The organism is Brevibacillus porteri (assembly GCF_003013475.1).
Lineage (GTDB): Bacteria > Bacillota > Bacilli > Brevibacillales > Brevibacillaceae > Brevibacillus > Brevibacillus porteri.
In genome coordinates this window covers 1,916-20,946 of the sequence record NZ_PXZO01000009.1, presented here as the reverse complement: position 1 = coordinate 20,946, position 19,031 = coordinate 1,916, and the positions used below count along the sequence as shown (strand labels likewise).

The following is a 19,031-nucleotide window of genomic DNA, read 5'->3' as shown; positions in this document are numbered from 1 at the left end:
TTGTCGATCTTTTTGCAGATAAAAAGGCGTTTCTGCAAAATTGACATGCGGGTTCAACGGCTCCGCTTTTATAGATGGAACCAACTCCTGATGCTGTAGCTGCAAGATCACCTTTGTCAGCTGAGAAATACCTGAAGCTGCTTCGGCGTGACCGATATTCGATTTGACCGACCCAATTGCACAAAACTGAACATCATCCGTCTGCTTCGAAAAAGCATTTGTTAACGCCTTCAACTCAATCGGATCTCCCAGCAGCGAACCATTAGCAGCGGCTTCCACATAACTGATCGTCCGTGGATCTATGCCCGCTCTAGCAAAATTATCTTCCATCAACTGTGCTTGTGCATGGGGATTCGGCACCGAAAATCCATTGGTACGTCCGCCATGATTGGTCGCAGCTGATTTGATGACGGCTAAGATGGAATCCCCATCTTCCATCGCTTTGGCTAAAGGCTTCAATAGTACAGCCCCTACGCCTTCTGCTGGTAAATATCCGTCTCCATCTCCAAAGCTTCTGCTGTCTGCGTGGCTTCCAATCATTTGAGCCTGACTTAATCCTAGGTATTTCTTAGGATGGATCGAAACATTCACGCCCCCTGCGATAGCAAGCGTGCTTTCTCCCTTTATCAAGCTTTCGCAGGCATGATAAATGGCAATGGCAGATGAAGAGCACGCTGTATCAATCGCCATGCTCGGACCTTGCAGATTAAAGAAGTAAGAGACTCGGTTGGCAATCGAATGGTAGGAAGAGAGGGAAATGATAGAGCCCTTTTCCATATCCGTATCAAATGCGTGATACGGCTGATACATCGCCCCTACATAGACGCCGACTCTATTATCATATTGACGTTGTAACACCTCTCGCGTGTGTCCTGTGTCTTCGAGCAGATTCCACACGGTTTCCAGGAAAAGGCGTTCTTGAGGGTCCATCATTTCCGCTTCTCTCGGAGAAATATGGAAGAACAGCGGATCAAATTGATCGACACCGTCTATGAAGCCGCCCCATTTGCTGTATGCTTTTCCTTGTCTGTTCCGAGCCTCGTCAAAGTACAAGCTGTGATCCCAGCGCTCTTGCGGAATCTCTGTAATACAATCCTTGCCATCCCGCAAATTGTTCCAGAACTCTTGTACATTGGCAGCCTGCGGATAGCGACCCGAAATACCAATAATGGCAATGTCCAGGTCAGATGTGGTTTGATTATTTGCATGCTCACGCGCAACAAACCGTGAGAAACGACGACGATGCTCTGTTATGGAGTCAGTAGGGGCAAGCACGTTAGCAATATTCTCTACTGTGCTTGTCTCTGCTGTTTTCCCGGCTCCCATAATCGCGATGATTTTGTCTCCATGATGCGCCAAAAGATAGCCTGTCAAATCCTCTATGTTTTGGTATTCATAGAGCAGCGTTTTTGACAGCGAACCGAATGCTTTTTCCAATTGATTCGTCAATTGCATCGCCATAACCGAGTCGATCCCGTATTTCTCCAACGGAGCATCCTCATCGATTTTATAAGCTGGGAGCTTGATAACAGCAGAAATTTCCTTTTTCAGATACTCCCTTACTTTTGCCCGAAGCACATCTTGTTGCCCAACAGAAACAAGATGTGCGTTATCCGTTTTTGCAGAGATATTTGCGCTCTCTATTGGTTGGAACTGTTGGATGAACCGATCCTGGTAGGCATCCATCAAGTGTTGCGAGACAGCAAAAAGCGTCGGGTACTCTACCAATACAGTTGGCGTAAGTTCAAGCTCATAGAATTGATTCAGCTTGTTTGTCAATTCGGTCAGCTTCATCTGGTCAAAGCCGTACTCATGGAGCTCAGCGTGGATTTCAATATCCTCTCTATCAACCTTGAGCAAATCAGCAACTATTTTCAGCAAAGACGCTTGAACTTCACTTTGCAAGCTGTTCGAATGAGCTGTTAGTGTCGACGAGGTCACAGAGACCCCCATCAGCCTTTGCTTCATTCGTACAAGATCGCCTTCCATTACCATCAACTGATCTTGTCCCGAAGCTAACCCCCGGTACAAGCAGTTGATACCCGAAGCCGTCTGCATAGCAACCATGCCAAGGTCGTCCCACAATCTCTTTTCTGTCTCTTCGTCTACCTGCATTCCGCCCTCTTTCCACAGAGGCCAATTGATGGAGATCGTCTGACCCTGCCGTTCACCTAACGCGATCTGTTCGTTACGGTATGCGGAGTAGGTATCCATAAAGGCGTTGGCAGTCGCATAATCTGCTTGTCCCATATTGCCCAAGCTTCCAGCCGCTGAAGAAAAGAGCACAAAGAAATCCAGATTCAGCCCCTTAGTCGCTTCGTCTAAATGAACGAGTCCTGCAACTTTTGGCGCGAGAACTGCTTGTACTTCTTCTTTGGTTTTCTTCAGGATAAAATTGTCGCGAGTCACACCCGCACTGTGAATGATGCCGTGAAGATCGCCAAACTCTGATCGAATGCTTTGGACCAAATCCTCTACTGCCTGTTTCTGCGTGACATCCACTTGGCGATACTCGACTTTTGTCCCGGTGTTCGCAAGCATACGAAGCTTTGCTTGCTTCTCATCAGTCAGCGCAGAGCGTCCCGTCAGAATCAAGGTGATGCCACGGGCTTTCTCCGCCATTTCTTCGGCAAAAATAAGTCCCAAACCACCTGCTCCGCCCGTAATCAGATAAATTCCGTTGTCTTTCCACGGCATGCTTGCTTCATGCTGTGGAGCTGCCACTTCACTCCATCCCGCCATATATCGTTTCCCTAATTGATAGCGAATCTGGCTATCTGTTGGGCACAAGCTGTTTGCTCTCAGCTTCTCTGCCAATCCCGCTGAATCTTCTGTTGAATCGATTTCGATCAACTGTCCGATTACTTTCGGGTTCTCGATCTGTGCCGTTTTTAATAGGCCAGCAATTCCAGCAAACAGTCGTTGTTCTGATCGGAGAGGAGCAACGATCTGAATCAGCACCTTCCCCTTTGGTTTTGCTTGAAGAAGGGCTTTGATTTCTTCGAAAACCTGAACAGCATTCGCTTCGAATCGTTCCGCCATGCCTTGCTGATTGGATTGCAACAAAAGGAATCTCACACCGTTTATCTGAGAGGACATGCTTTCCCAAGAGATCTTCTCTGGTTCGCAGAGCATCACTACATGCTGTTCATATTCAGGAGCTTTGGCTTCCATAGGAATGGCTTTTTCGATCCAAGCAGGCTGAAGCATCAGCGTACTCGTGATTTTATCTGACTCCCCTGCACCTTTGCTCCCTTGTACAACTCCGGCAGCTTTTTCACCTGCGAGGCTCCTCGTTGTGAACCCCTTCATACTTACACAAACCTTGCCTTGCGCATCACACAAATCAATGTCGAGCTTTTGCACTTTTTGGGTAGCTGCATTGCCGTCACTGTATCGAACCAACGCCCATACCGCAGCTGTAGAAGAACTGTAAATATTCAATTGCTCCAAGGCAAAAGGCAAGGACGGCTGAAGGTCGGTAGTGCCCATTACGAAACCAAGCGATGCCTGTAATGCGGCGTCCATGATACTCGGATGGAGGACAAATTTTCCTGCTGTATCCGTAACAGAGGAAGGCAAGATCAGCTTCGCCAGCACTTGGTCTGACCCGACAAACAGCTTCTCAATCCCTTGGTGTGATGGACCGTATGCCAGTCCTATCCCATGAAACGTTTCGTAGCATTGGCTAAAGCGATAACTACTCTTTGTGCACTGTGCTTGAATGGCAGAAAGGTCGAGCGTTGGCGCTTCCATAGCTGATCGTAGTACTGCTCTTCCCTGGCTATGTACTACTAGATTCTCCTCGGCTTCCCTTGGCTGGCTGTAGATTTCAAAAGTAATTTCACCATTCTCTTCCGGGTATAGTCCCGTGTGTACTTGGATGGGTACATCTTCCACAATAACTGGTTTCGCCCACACGATATTTTTCAATTGAATCGCCGACTGGTTATCAGATCGGACACCTGCTGCCAAATCCACAGCCACTCGTGCCATCTCCAGATAAGCTACCCCAGGTAAGACCTTTTGCCCCTTCACGACATGATCGTTAAGGAAAAACTCCTGCCCTGTAAAAGTAGAACTATGCCGTTGTTCCGAAAGTGTCGACGTATTTTGATGCAGCATGGGATGTAGGGTAGCCAGCGCTCCTGCGGTAAAACCAGCTGCTTGTGAATCCACCTTTGGCAGCCAATAGTGCTCTCTTGCAAAAGGATAAGCAGGTAAGCTGATTCGACGAGGCTTCGTATCCCCGTAGAGTTTGTTCCAGTCAAAAATCAGTCCCTGTACCCACATCTGCAAAATCTTTGCGTATTTCCCTTTTGCGATCCATGTATCGATTGCCTGTTGTAAATCTTCATCTGCGGCGAAAACATCCATCGTTTCTTTATTCCGCTTTACCTGACCCATGAACAGGTCTTGTATGTCATCCTCCTCTTCCAGATAACCCGTTAGCTTTGCTTCCAGCTCAGAGATCGACTTGACGATCACAGCGAACCGCTCTTCCATCGCCTCACGTCCTACCTGTAGCGTGTAAGCAATGTCTGCTAGATCGTTGTCCGTCAGCACTTGCTCCCGAATAGCAGATAACATCCGCTGCATCTGCTCTAGGAGACGGTCTTTATTCTTGGCTGACAATACGATAACAGCTGGATTTTTTGCCGAGATGCTGAATTGTGGGCGGTGTTCCTCTTCGATGTATTCTTCCATGACGAGATGAGCATTTGCCCCTCCCGCCCCAAAGGAGGATATCCCCGCAATCCTTGCATATTCTCTCGTTACCCCATTGATTTCAATCACCGGTCGCTTCCATTCCGCCAGCTCTTGCTGCACGACAAATGGAGTCTTGCTGAAATCAATATTCGGATTCAGTGTGCGGGAGTGAAGGGACGGAACTAGCCTCTTGTATTTCATTTGCAGCAATATCTTGGTCAACCCTGCTATCCCTGCCGCACTCTCAGCATGCCCGATATTTGACTTGGCCGAACCAATCGCGCAGAACTGATTCTCCTTCGTGTATTCCTGAAAGGTCTTCGTCAATCCGGCAATTTCAATCGGGTCCCCCAATGAAGTCCCTGTACCGTGTGCCTCTATGTAGCTGACCGTTCGCGGGTGAATTCCAGCCTCTTCGAAAGCACGGCGAATCACTCTTGATTGAGAATGAGGATTGGGAACCGTATAGCCGTTCGTTTTTCCACCATGATTAATGGCGCTTCCTTTGATCACACCATAGATGTGGTCTCCATCAGCGATTGCTCTCGCCAGAGGTTTGAGCAATACCGCTCCGACTCCTTCGCCAGGTACATATCCGTCTCCGCCTTCCCCAAAGCTTTCGCATCGTCCTTTGCTGGAAGCGAATTTGCCCTGCGACAAATACAAATATTTGTTTGGATGAATAGAAACATTCACACCACCTGCGATCGCAACCTCACATTCACCGCGCTGTAGGCTGTGACACGCTAAATGAATTCCCGTCAACGATGAAGAACACATCGTATCGACCGCCATGCTCGGACCGTGGAAATTGCAAAAATAGGAGACGCGGTTAGCGATGGAAGCTGGACTTCCCGCAATCGTAAGCGCTCTGCCCAACGCCTGTTCAGCGGACGCATAGAGCTGATATTCCTCGTACATAACCCCTACGTAAACCCCTACATTGCCTCCCAAGCCATCGTGCTTGCCAAGAGCATCGCGCGTATACCCTGCATCCTCTATCGTTTCATAGACACACTGTAAAAATAACCGCTCCTGTGGGTCCATCAGCTCTGCTTCCCGCGGGGAAATATGGAAGAACAGCGGATCAAATTGATCGACACCGTCTATAAAGCCGCCCCATTTGGAATACGACTTACCGCCCTTGTTCTTTACTTCATCAAAGTACAGACTGTGATCCCAACGGTCTTTTGGGATTTCGGTAATACAATCTTTGCCGTCACGCAGATTTTTCCAATAGTCATGTATGTTCCAAGCTTGCGGATAGCGTCCAGAAATACCAATAATGGCAATGTCCAACGCTCCTTTTGATCGTTGGGTTTCCATGCGCAGGGACGCGAAACGCTGAGACTTGCGTTTTTTGCTCCTGCGCTCTGTCTGTGCTGTCCTCTCATCCACAATCGTTGTTTTTGGCTCTTGCGTGAGGGGAGCTTCCGCATTTTCCCCCATCCCCAGGATGTGCATCAGATTTTCACGGTAGTTTTCAACGAAATAACCTGTTAATTCTTTAATCGTTTGGTATTCAAAAAATAGCGTTTTTGGTAACGAGCCAAATCGCTTTTCCAACTCCTTGGTCATCTGCATGGCCACAATGGAATCGACACCGTATGTTTCCAACGAGGCGTCTGCTTCCATTTTCGTTGCTGGTAATTTGATGACGGAGGAAAGCAGCTTTTTTAAATAATGGGTTGCCTGTTCCATTAGTGAGGAGGAATCCAAGGCATTCTCCTCTTCGAAAGAAACTGAAGCTTTTGACGCTTCTACTCCTGATCCAACCGATTCATTTGCGATCTTGCGCGTAGAAAAGCCCTTCATCCGCAGCTGGATATTTCCGTTCTCGTCACACAAGTCGATATCAAACTTCTCCACTATATCTCCAGCTTTACTGCCCTCACTATAACGAATGAGTGCCCACATGGAAGCGGAGCAAGTACCTACGATCTCCAATTCCTCAAGAGCAAAGGGAAGAATCAGCGAAAAATCACTGGTTGCCATCATCAAGCCAAGCGACGACTGTAGGGCTGCGTCGAGCAAACTCGGATGCAGACCAAATTGTCCTTGGGTCTTCATCACGGACGAAGGCAGAGACAGCTTCGCCAGCACCTGCCCCTGACCGATCAAAATTTGCTCTATCCCACGATGTGCAAGCCCATAGTCGACTCCCATCTTTTTGAAAGCTTCATAGCATTGTTCCGCGCTGAGTTTGCTTAGGTTACACTGTTCCCGCAATGCGGTGAGATCGAAAGGTAGAATATCTGGAATGGAGCACAACACGGCACTTCCCTGACTGTGTACAATCTCCGCTCTTTGCTCCTGGTCTTGCCTGCTATCGCTGTAAATTTCAAAAACAATCTCACCATTCGCCTCAGGATAGAGTTCGATATGAGCCTGAACGGGCTCTGACCCGACAACCAAAGGTTGAGTCCAGACCACATTTTTGAAACGAAGTCCTTCCTGTTCTTGCTCCGAACCCAGACCTCCCGTCGCCAATTGTATTGCTGCCCGTGCCATCTCCAGATAAGCCGCACTTGGCAAGACACGTTGACCCTTGATGACATGGTCACTCAGGAAAAACTCCTGTCCCGTAAACGTGGAGCTAAACCGCTGCTCCATGAAGTCGGATGTATTTTTGTGTAACAAAGGATGAATCGAACCTACCCCTGCGCTACTGCTAACAGGCTTGGCTTCGATCCAATATGCTTCCTTGGCAAAAGGATACGTCGGCAAACTGATACGACTCGGTTGCTCTTCCTGATAAAGCTTGTTCCAATCAATAGGTAAGCCCTTCACCCACAGGTCGAGAAGCTTGCTGTATTTGCCTCGTTCCATCCATCTCGCAATCGTTTCTTCCCATTCATCATCGGACGTCAAAATATCCAGCATTTCCTGATTTCGGTTTACCTGACCCCGATACAAATCAGCAATATGCTCTTGTCCTTCTACATAAGCTGTTAGTTTTTGTTGCAACTCCTTCACAGAGCCAGTAAGGACAGCAAGACGCTCTTCCATGGCGACACGTCCTACCTGAAGCGTGTACGCCATGTCGGCTAAGTTCGCATCAGATAAGGAGTGTTCTTGGATAAAGGCTAACAACTGCTGAGCTTTCTCATACAACCTCTCCGCATTCTTTGCTGACAAAACAAGAATAGCCGGGTTCTGAGGTGTGATTTTTATACTGGATGGCTGTTGCTCTTCCGGAATATATTCTTCAATAATCACATGGGCATTGCTTCCCCCCGCACCAAACGAGGAAATCCCTGCAATTCGTGGATATTCATTGGTTGTGCCATTGATTTCAACGATTGGGCGTTTCCATTCCGCCAACTCTTGCTGAACCACAAACGGAGTCTTGGTGAAATCAATATTGGGATTGAGTGTGCTGGAATGTAAGGATGGCACTAATTGCGCGTGCTTCAGCTGCAATAATATTTTCGTTACGCCAGCAATCCCTGCCGCACTTTCACAATGTCCAATATTCGACTTCGCTGATCCCAATGCACAAAACTGTTTGTCCTGGGTGTCTTTTTCAAAGGCGCGAGTAAGTCCAGCAACCTCGATCGGGTCTCCCAGCTCCGTCCCTGTTCCGTGTGCTTCCAGATAACTGACCGTTCTTGCATGTACCTTGGCACGTTGTAAGGCATCTGCCACTAACTGCGCCTGCGCCTGCGGATTAGGGACGGTATAGCCATTCGTTTTCCCACCGGCATTCATCATACTTCCTTTGAAGACTCCGTAAATATGGTCGCCATCGGCTATCGCCTTATCCAAAGGCTTCAAGACGATTGCGCCCACACCCTCTCCATCCACAAAACCGTCCGCTTGATCGCCGAAGGACTTGCATTGATCCGAAGGAGAGAGCATCGTCAAAGCTGACAATTTCATATAGTGCACAGGATCGACAATGAGATTGACTCCCCCTGCGATTGCACACTCGCTTGTACCGCTGTACAAGCTTTCCAAGGCGAAATGAATCGCTGTAAGAGAAGCGGAGCATGCGGTATCCACCGCAACACTTGGACCTTGAAAGTTTAAGAGATAGGAGAGTCGATTCGCGATCGACCAATAAGTGGCTCCCGTCGGATAATTTCCATTCATCACGCCGACAAAAACGCCTACTTTTCTGCTTTCACACAGAGTGGTAGGCGTATATCCAGCATCCTCGATACTCGCATAGGCTTCTTGTAAAAATAACCGTTCCTGCGGGTCCATTTCTTCGGCATCTTTTGGAGAGATTTGAAAAAATAAGGGATCGAATTTATCCATATCATCGATAAATCCGCCCCATTTTGAATACATAGATTCCTTTTTACCTTTTTCTTCGTCAAAATAATTCTTCCAATCCCAGCGATCCTTAGGGATTTCAGAAATGCAGTTTTTGCCCTCTTTTAAACGGTTCCAGAATTCATCCACATTTTTCGCCTGCGGATAACGCCCGGAAAGACCGATGATCGCCACATCCCGCACCACAGATGAAGGCGAAATGGATTCCTTGCTTTCTTGTTCTCGAACGGATAAAAAGCGTCTCGTTTTTCTCACAGGAAGCTTGGTGTACGCCGTTGAAGCAGAGACGTTCATCTCTTCATTCTCTATCTCGCTCTGGTATGTTTCGTCAATTGCTTCCTGTGCTTCTAAACCTATTACCTTGATCAACACTTCCTTTTGCGTCTCGATGAGATACTCTATCAAGGCATCAATCGTTTGATACTCAAAAAATATCGTACTGCTCATATTCGCAAAATCTTTGCGAAGAGAATTGGTCAATTGCACAACCAAAATCGAATCAATCCCATATTGCTCTAATGGGGCTGATGATTGAATCTGATGGGTCGGAATTCTAAGCGTTTCACCAATCAGTCTTTTCATATAAATCGTACTTTTTTCGCGAAGAACTTCCTCAGTGACTCTGCCTGATTTTTTCGCTGGTGTTGTGCGTACAGGCACTTGTTTTTTAAGTGGTTTCGCCTTCAACTTTGTGGCTTGCTTTTTTATAGGCGAATACGCAACTGTTACCGCCGACTGCCTCGGCTGACTGCTACGGCGTATAACCCCATCGCTTTCTGCAACAATAATCTGCTGGCATAAATCCAAATGCTCTTCCGCTGGCAAGAAAACAGATCGGTATCCTGCCTTCTTCAGCATCTTTTGCCATGTTTCAACCGTTAACAAAGGGCATCCAGGAATACGCCATTCTGGATCATCATAGCCCCACCAACCATCCAGCAAGCCAAAAGTCAAATGAGCAAACAAGGTATTGCTCGTCAACTCATTCAGAATCAGTAAGCCATTTTTCTGTAAAGCTGTTTTAGCATGGAGCAAGGTTTGGCTAATATTTTTCGTTGCATGCAGCACGTTTGTGGCAATCACCAGTTCATAGGTGTCCGCAGCGATCCCCTGATCCTCAACAGGCTTTTCCACGTTAAATATCCGATACGTAAGATATGGATTTTCGGCTCCGTACTCTTTTTCGGCGTGAAGTAAAAAGGCTTGCGAAACATCGGTATAACAATATTCCTCGATATGCTTCTGAAAGGGTTTTAGCCTTGGCAGTACGATCGCACTGGTTCCACCTGTACCTGCCCCGATTTCCAAAATTCGAATCCGTGCAGAAGCATCTTGCTCCGTACGCTGCTTCACATAAGTAACAATTGTATTGGCTAGCACTTCGTTAAAGTAATCTGCAACCACGTTATGTTTATAAATCCCTTCCACCAATTCCATCGAGGAATTAGGAAACATGATTTCTGTAGCTGGAATCTTTCCTAGTAAAATCTCTGGCAATACTCGCATAGTTCCCTCTACCAGAATCACCTGAGCTTTACTATTCGGGTCGTTGAGCCATGCTGTTTTTTCTTCCTCCCATTTTTTCCATGCTGTATCAAGATCAATAGGGGTGATATCGTTTGCGATGAGTGACTCTCCGTCGTACGCAAGATAATGGTTTTGCACGAGAACGGCTATGCTTTCTTCCAGCCATTTGCCGTACCTGTCATGCAATTTGGCTTTGAGTTCTGCTATTGTCTGTTTTTTTACCGTGAACAGCCCGATTGACTGTAATTGACCAAAGAGTAGTTCACTGAGAAGCTTATCCATTGTGTTCATTTATAAGCCTCCATTTCAGATTGTCTGCGTTGAGACGAAAACTCTAGTTTGGGCATATCATTCTTTACACTTTCGATGTGTGATACCAGTTTTTCTGGATAGATGTGAATCGATTTATCCGAATTTATCGTAAGCATGGCCTGTGATTTCGTTGTTTTCACCAACGCGACTTGATTCATCGGTCCAGCAAGCAGGTTTTCCAAGGCCATCATCGCTTCGCTAGGTTCAATGGAGCCTAATCCTGCCTGTGCCATCCTCTCCTGGTAATCCTTGGTGGCAACAATGCCTACGTTCGCCCAGTATCCCCAATTCATCACCTTCACTGCACTGAGGCTATGCAACGAAAGCTGGTGCGCGAATATATCTTTAAACGTACAACCTGACGCATAATTGCTTTGTCCAGGCGACTTGGTAAATGAGTTGATCGATGAGAAGAACATGACAAAATCCAACGGCTCCCGATCAAATACTTGCGCAATCCGCACGCTTACATCTACCTTTGCCGAAAGTCCGGCACGGAAGCGCTCTTCGTCCATATTCGCGAGGCTTTTATCTAGCAGGACAATCGCGGAATGAATGACTCCGTTCACTTGCTTGTATCGCTTTTTGATCTCTTCATAGGCAAAATACAAGGACTTGCGATTCGTCGCATCCGCCGCCATATAGACAGGAGCAGGTCCGAGCTTCGCAAGTCGATCCACTTTGGCTTGGATTTCTGCATTCTTTTCTCGGCGTCCAATCCAGATGATTTGCGCTTGATACGTGCTGATCATGTATTCGCTCCAGACTTCGCCAATACCGCCAGCACCTCCAATCACAACATAGACTCCCCCCTGCCTGTAGGAAGCCTGTTCCCATCGCGGTTGACGTAATGGAATCAATTCCTGACGATACCATTTCCCTCCGCGATAAACCGTTGCATTTCCCTCGGCATCTGGCGGAAGGGTGAAAACCTCTTCCATTGGCCAAGCACGACCAGCTTCCAGATCAACAAGTCGGATACGCCAGTTTGTGTATTCTTTTGCCATCGAACCGACTAATCCGTAAAGACTGGCATGAATAGGGTTGACCACATCGTTTTGATGAATGGGTTGGGTCTGGAAGGTTACGAGACTCCATCCTAGCTCCCTTGTATCGTAGCCCAGCTTGAGCAGCGCTTTTAGCAAGCGAAACACATGAAATACACCGCGCTCCTGCTCGATGATGAGTGCCTCTTCTGCCAGATATTCTAAATCAATCCATGGCGCAATCCAGATGATATGATCAATCGAACCAACTTGCGCAAGCTTCACCGCTATTTCATCTATACTCTCTGCGGGTGTAATCTCCATAACAGCTGCCTGAGGATAGCGTTGTTGAACAAGGCTTCGGTTCCCATCATCTGCACAAACAATCAGAATACGATCACTTGCAAGTGGCGTTTCCGAACCACGGTCCATCACAACCTCTTCCCATACAGGACTGAGCAGCATCGTTCCAATCAGCGATTCGCTAGAGGTCTCAACTGGCGTTTTTGTTGCTGTCCGATCTGTTTGGATCTCTCTTTCCAGTATCCGAGATGTGAATCCCTTCATTCGTACACAAACCGTTCCTGTGTCGTCACATAGATCCATATCGTATTTTTCTACCTTATCCCCCGCTTGGCTTCCGTCGCTGTATCGCACGTATGCCCACATCTCAGGGGTGCACGGGCTGATGATTTCAATCTCCTCCAGGGCAAAAGGCATCACTGGCTTGCGTTTTGCCATACTATCCGACGACATCACGTGACGGGAAGAGAGTGTTAACTCCACAGAGGCCTGCAAAGCTGAATCCATCAAGCTAGGATGCAAGACAAACTGATCCTCTGAGCCGGTGACCGATAATGGTAAAACCAGCTTTGCCAAGACTTGTCCTGGCCCGACATATACCTTGTCTATTCCTTTATGTCCGAATCCATAATCAATCTCAATCGCTCTAAAGAACTTATAGAATTCCTCGGATGAAATCACACGCTCGCTGCACTGCGCTTGCAAAACTGGCAAATCAAGCATTTGCAACTCCGAAAGCGGACTAAGCACAGCATTTCCTTGACTGTGTACCACGATCTCAGCATCACTGCCCTCTGCCTCGCTATAGATTTGGTAGGACACCTCACCATCTTCTTCGAGAACGAGACCCGTATGTACCTTAACAGGCTGATCGCCTACAACGATCGGACGAGCCCATACGACATTTTGTAGTTTCATCGCCGTATCCCCATGGACTCTCTCTCCTACAGCGTGCTCCATCGCGGTTCTTGCCATCTCCAGATAGGCAACTCCCGGTAACACCCGCTGCCCTTTGACTACGTGATCCGCCAAGAAAAACTCTTCTCCCGTGAAGATGGAGCTAAACCGTTGCTCGGAGAAAGTAGAAGTGTTCTGATGCAGCATGGGATGGATCACGGAGGCTGTGGCGTTTTTTGCTGCTACCCTTGCATTTGCTTTTGTTTCACTCTCAAGTACCCAATGGCGTTCCTTGGCAAAAGGATACGTGGGAAGAGAAATACGAGAATACGAATCGTCCGCAAACAGCTTGTCATAGTCCAATCCATATCCCTGCACAAACAATTCTGCGATCACAGACAACTGTTCCAAATATTCGCTCGACTGACTCGTCCCATGCAAATTCTCGATGCTTTGATTACCGTAACGTTTCAATGCGGTTTGTTCACGATGATCTTTTTCATTTAACTCGGAAACAAAAGCCTGAGATACTTTTCCTGTTTCCAGCCACTTTTTCAAAAGCTGGACAAGCTCAGCTGTATGCTGAACCATGCAAGAGAAGCGGTGATGGAAATGCTTTCTGCCTACTAACAGCGTATAGCTGATATTTCCACAATCCGTCTCCGGTGCTTTTTCACAAAACGAAAGCAATTGGGCAACCTGCTGGCGTAGCTGTTCAAAAGTGCGAGCCGACAACACAATCAAATAGCCCGGCTTTTTCGCATGATTCCGCTCTACCTGAGGCGCCTCTTCGATGACCATATGCGCATTTGTACCGCTGGCTCCAAAGGAACTGATCGCCGCACAACGTTTGGCTTGCGGCTCCACTGACCATTCCTTCAGGCTTGTATTGACATAAAACGGGCTATCTGCAAACGTAATGTTTTCGTTCCCTGCTTCAAAATGCAGCGATGGCGCTATTTGTTTGTGCTTCAATGACAAAAGGATTTTGATGACCCCTGCAACGCCTGCTGCGATCTGGGTATGACCAATATTCGTCTTGATCGATCCAATCGCACAAAATTCTTTTTTATCCGTATATGTCCGAAAAGCGCGAGTTAGCGCTTGATACTCAATCGGATCTCCCAGCTTGGTTCCCGTTCCATGAGCCTCGACCATCGTAATTTGCTCAGGATTGATGTCGAATGTATTGTAGACATTGCGTTCCAATCGCTCCTGAGATTTCGCACTCGGCGCAGTAATCCCATTCGTCGTCCCATCCTGATTGATTCCCGAGCCTCGAATGACACCGTAAATATGGTCACCGCAAGCGATCGCTTCCGAGAGACGTTTCAGTACAACGACACCAGCGCCTTCTCCCGTCGCAAAGCCATCGGCCCGCTCATCAAACGTATGGCAGCGTCCTGTCGGTGACAGCATACCTGCTCGCTTGGCAGACAAATAAAATCCTGGCGTAGATTGAATGAAGACACCACCTGCCAATGCCATGTCGACCTCACCTGTACGCAAGGCTTGGCATGCCATATGAATCGCCACCAAGGAACTGGAGCAAGCCGTATCAATCGTGACGGCAGGTCCCTGCAAGTCCAGATGATAAGCAACCCGAGCAGGCACAATGGACTCCATATTTCCCCAGAAGGCTTGGGCAGGAGGATTCTCTCCCACGAGACGATCGTAATCACCTTTGGCACATCCTGCGTAGACACCGCATTGGATTCCTTGCACGCCTTGACCCGCATAGCCAGCATCCTCCAACGCTTTCCAGGATTCCTCTAAAAAGAATCGTTGCTGCGGGTCCATATAGTCAGCTTCCAAACCGGAGATGTTGAAAAAAAGCGGATCAAACAAGTCAATATTTTCTACAAGCCCGCCGTATTGATAGCCTTCTGCCTCGTCCAGTCCGTACGCTGATAAATCCCAACGAGTCACTTTCGTAAGCAAATCCGAACCGTTCACCAAGTGATCCCATAAGTCGTCAGCGTTATCAGATGAGGCAAACGTACCGCTCATTCCAATAATCGCAATGGGTTCAGCGAGGAACGCAGCTTTTTCTGATGCGCGCCCTTTTTCCGCTGAAAGCATAGGAGCTGCTTGAATGAATGGCTCAGTCTGAATAGCAGAGACGGAATCTTCCCTCTGCTCGGATAGACTGACTTTCTGTCCTAACGCATGAGAAATGACCTCTTTGTACTCAGACAAAATATAGCTGGCAAGTTGATTGACTGTACTGTAATCAAAAAGAATGGTCGTCTCTATTTCAATGATCATCGCTTGATTGATCTCTTGAACCAAACGAACCCCGAGAATGGAATCCAATCCATAATCTCTAAAAGGTTCATCCACATCGATCGAATCGACATCGACTTCCAATGCGGTGACCAGCTTTTCAATAATCATATCCTTCACATAATCCGTCACCGTCTGCTCGGTCACCCCAGACTGGCTTGGAATGTTTTGAGGTGCTGGCTGCGAAGAGACTCTCCCTTCTGCTTTTGACTGATGGACAGTCTCTCGCGCGATAGGTGAAGCAGTCGTACCGACACAAACATCAGGGTGGAGGACGCCATCGCTTTTTCCAAGGACAATCTGTTGTCCCAGATCATGAGCTTCCTGAGCTGGAAAAGAGATCGCGTGAAATCCTTCCTTTTCCAGTACTGTTTCCCAATCTGCCGGAGTTAAGGCAGGAGAACCTGGAATACGTACATCCGTATCTTCAGACAGCCACCATCCCTCCAAAAGACCAAAGGTCAGATGAAGGAACAAGGAATTACTGCTAATCTCATTTAAAAGAACCAAACCGTTTTCTCGTAAAACAGCTTTGGTATGGCGCAAGGTTTTGCGAATATCTTTGGTGGCGTGCAACACATTAGCTGCAATCACCAGATCGTAATAGCCCTCTCGAACGCCTTGCTCAGCAAAAGGCGCTTCCACATTAAAAATTTGATAGGTCAGATACGGAACGTGCGGTCCATATTCCTTTTGTGCGAACATCAAAAATGCTTTGGAGATGTCGGTATAGCAATATTCTTCCATAAACTGCTGATAAGGCTTCAGCTTTTCAAATACAAACGTGCTCGTTCCGCCTGTCCCCGCACCAATCTCTATGATGCGAATTTTTGCAGACTGATCTTGTTTCATCCGTTCTTCCACATAGGTGGCAACTGTTTCCGCTAGCACTTCATTGTAGTGATCTGCCACCGGGTTATTTTTATAAATATGTTGTACCAATTCCATAGAAGAGCCTGGAAACATGACATCCGTAGCAAGTCGCTTGCCTGTTACAATGTGCGGCAGAGATTTCATCGTTGCTTCCAGCAATCTGATCCGCACTTCTAAATTGGCATCCTTACGCCATGCTACCTTACGTCGATCCCATTCTGCCCATACAGCATCTACCTCGATCAAAGTCGGATCAACCACCAGGCATTGCTCTCCATCAAAGCCATCGAGATAGCCATGACGAGCTAACATCGCGATAGTTTCTTCCAGCCATTTTTCATAACGGTGCTGGAAGCCTGTTTTTGCCTTGAGGTCGGCTACATTCACACTCTTGTCCGTAAACCAACCGATGGACTGCATTTGCCCCCATAACAGTTTGCAGAGAAGCTCGTCCATCTCCTTCCACAATTCGGGGTGGGTATTGGGCAAGCGATCCTGTCTCTTTGTTTTGGGCAGCCAATAGCGTTCCCCTCTAAATGGATAGGCTGGCAAAGGCACCCGGGTATATTTGCCGTTTTTATATAAGGAGCTCCAATCCAGCTTGTACCCTTTTACAAATAAATCAGCAAGCGTGGACAGCTTCTCTTTCCTTGCTTGGGTGGTTAGCGAACTGTTCTCTACTACTTCTGTAATTAATTTTTCTCCGAACTCTTTCAAGCTCTTTTCTAGCTGCACGAAATCCGATTCATTATGGACAAAATAATCAGCAGTTGTTCCCGTTTCTTTTACTTCCGCGATTTTTTGCCGCAATTCCTCTACGTCCTTGGCAATAAACATGCAACGGTGCGAAAAATGACTTCTCCCAGTGAACAAGGTATAGGAAATATCTTGTTCGTGAAAACGTCCCGCTTCTTTTGCTAACCAATGGGACATTTCATCCACTTTTTTCGTGAGAGCTGACTCGCTCTTGGCTGAAAACGGAAACAAGTAATAAGCCCCTGCTTGCTGCTTGCTTGATTGCAGTTGTACCGTCGGCGCTTCTTCCAGAATCAGATGACAATTGGTTCCGTTCGATCCTAAAGCGCTCACTCCTGCTCTTCGCGGAGTCGCGTCACTGGTATTCCATTCGATGAGCTCGGTATTGATGAAAAAGGGACTTCCCGTCAATTTGATATGCTTATTGACTTCCTTGATACTGATCGTCGGAGCGATCTTCTTATATTTCATCGCCATGACCACTTTAAACAGACTCGCCAGTCCCGATGTCATCGTGGCATGACCGATGTTGGGCTTATGTGAGCCAATCGCGCAAAATTGTGTTTTATCGGTAAACGAACGAAATGCTTCCATCAATGCTTTCACTTCAATAGGATCACCCAGTTGCGTTCCTGTCCCATGCGTTTCGATATAACTGATCGTCTCCGGATCAACCCCTGCATTTTCATAGACATCCACAATCAATTCTTTTTGGGCAAGCATGCTCGGTGCTGTAATACCGTTTGATTTTCCTGTCTGATTCACGGTCGAGCCCTTGATGATCGCATAAATATGGTCGCCATCTTCCATTGCTTTCGCAACTGGCTTCAGTACGACTGCTCCCACTCCTTCTCCAAACACCATTCCATTCGCATGATTGTCAAAGGTGTTGCATGTTCCATCAGGTGAGACCACGCCCATTTTGGAGGACATCACAAAAAAGTCAGGGGAGCTGTGAATCGCCACTCCGCCTGCAAGAGCCATTTCGGTTTCTCCCCTGCGCAGACTGTCGCAGGCTAAATGAATGGCTACCAAAGCAGAGGAGCAAGCTGTATCAACAGCAAGACTTGGTCCCTTGAGATTTAAAAAGTAGGAGAGTCTTGCCCCTAACATCGACATTTCATTGCCTAGCATCGTTTGGGAAGAGACACCTTCGGCCAACACAGATTTCTCTTTGTAGTCTGAATGGCGTCCCCCGACAAACACACCTACTTTTCTCCCGGATAACTGTTCAACCGAGTATCCGCTATCTTCAAAGGCTTTATAGGATTCTTGCAGGAACAACCTTTGTTGAGGGTCCATACTTTTTGCTTCGTCAGACGAAATATTGAAAAAGGTTGCATCAAATTGATCAATGTCCTTGAGAAGCCCGCCGTAATATTGATCTGCTTCCCAACCACTGCGCGATATTTCCTCGATACAACTGTCGCCAGACGCAAGATGCTTCCAAAGCTCTTCCACCGAATCTGAGCCAGCAAATCTGCCTGCTATTCCGATGATCGCGATATCGGAGTGGCGAATTTCATTTGCTAAAACAGTAGGCAGGATTTGGCTGTCGTCTGCTGCCATCTCTGACGCAAATTGCAGAGAGATATACTCAGCCAGCTCACCCACCTCTGTATAATCAAAAATAACTTCTACGCCAAGATGAAGCCCCAAGTCAGCATTGATTGCTTCTATTAATTCGACCGCCAACACAGAATGAATGCCCAGCTCTATGAAACTTTTATCGAAATTAAGAGTTTCCACAGGTGTATCCAATAGTTGAGCCATGATTTTACCTATCTTGCTCGCAATCGTTGTTGAGCCATGATCAGCCTGGATACGATCTGTTGCTTGAGCGATTTCCTGATATTTTTCGAAAATGTGCGTGGCTAGTTGCTTGATATTCTCATGATCAAAAACAACCTCAATCCCTAAGTCAATGCCTAGCTTCCTATTCATCATCTCTACCATTTCTACAGACAACACCGAGCTGATACCTAATTCCACAAAGCTTTTATCGAAATCCAAGGGATTCGTCGTATCTTTTAATAAGTCGGTCATTACTTCTTTCACTATAGTTTCCACATCATGAAATGAATGAAAAAGTACCTTCAT

Annotated in this window: 2 protein-coding genes (1 of these 2 cut by a window edge); both read right to left on the bottom strand. The window is 47.2% G+C overall.

Annotated elements, in window-relative coordinates:
• Nucleotides 1–10,809, bottom strand: the 5' portion of a protein-coding gene (locus C7R92_RS06680; protein WP_106833641.1) for an SDR family NAD(P)-dependent oxidoreductase. It extends 1,122 nt beyond the left edge of the window; 10,809 of the gene's 11,931 nt are visible here — the first part of the coding sequence; the start codon lies at nt 10,807–10,809; its stop codon lies off the left edge, out of view.
• Nucleotides 10,806–19,031, bottom strand: coding sequence for an SDR family NAD(P)-dependent oxidoreductase (locus C7R92_RS06675; RefSeq protein ID WP_106833640.1), 8,226 nt, complete (start codon nt 19,029–19,031; stop codon nt 10,806–10,808). Before C7R92_RS06675 ends, C7R92_RS06680 begins: the two co-directional genes overlap by 4 nt.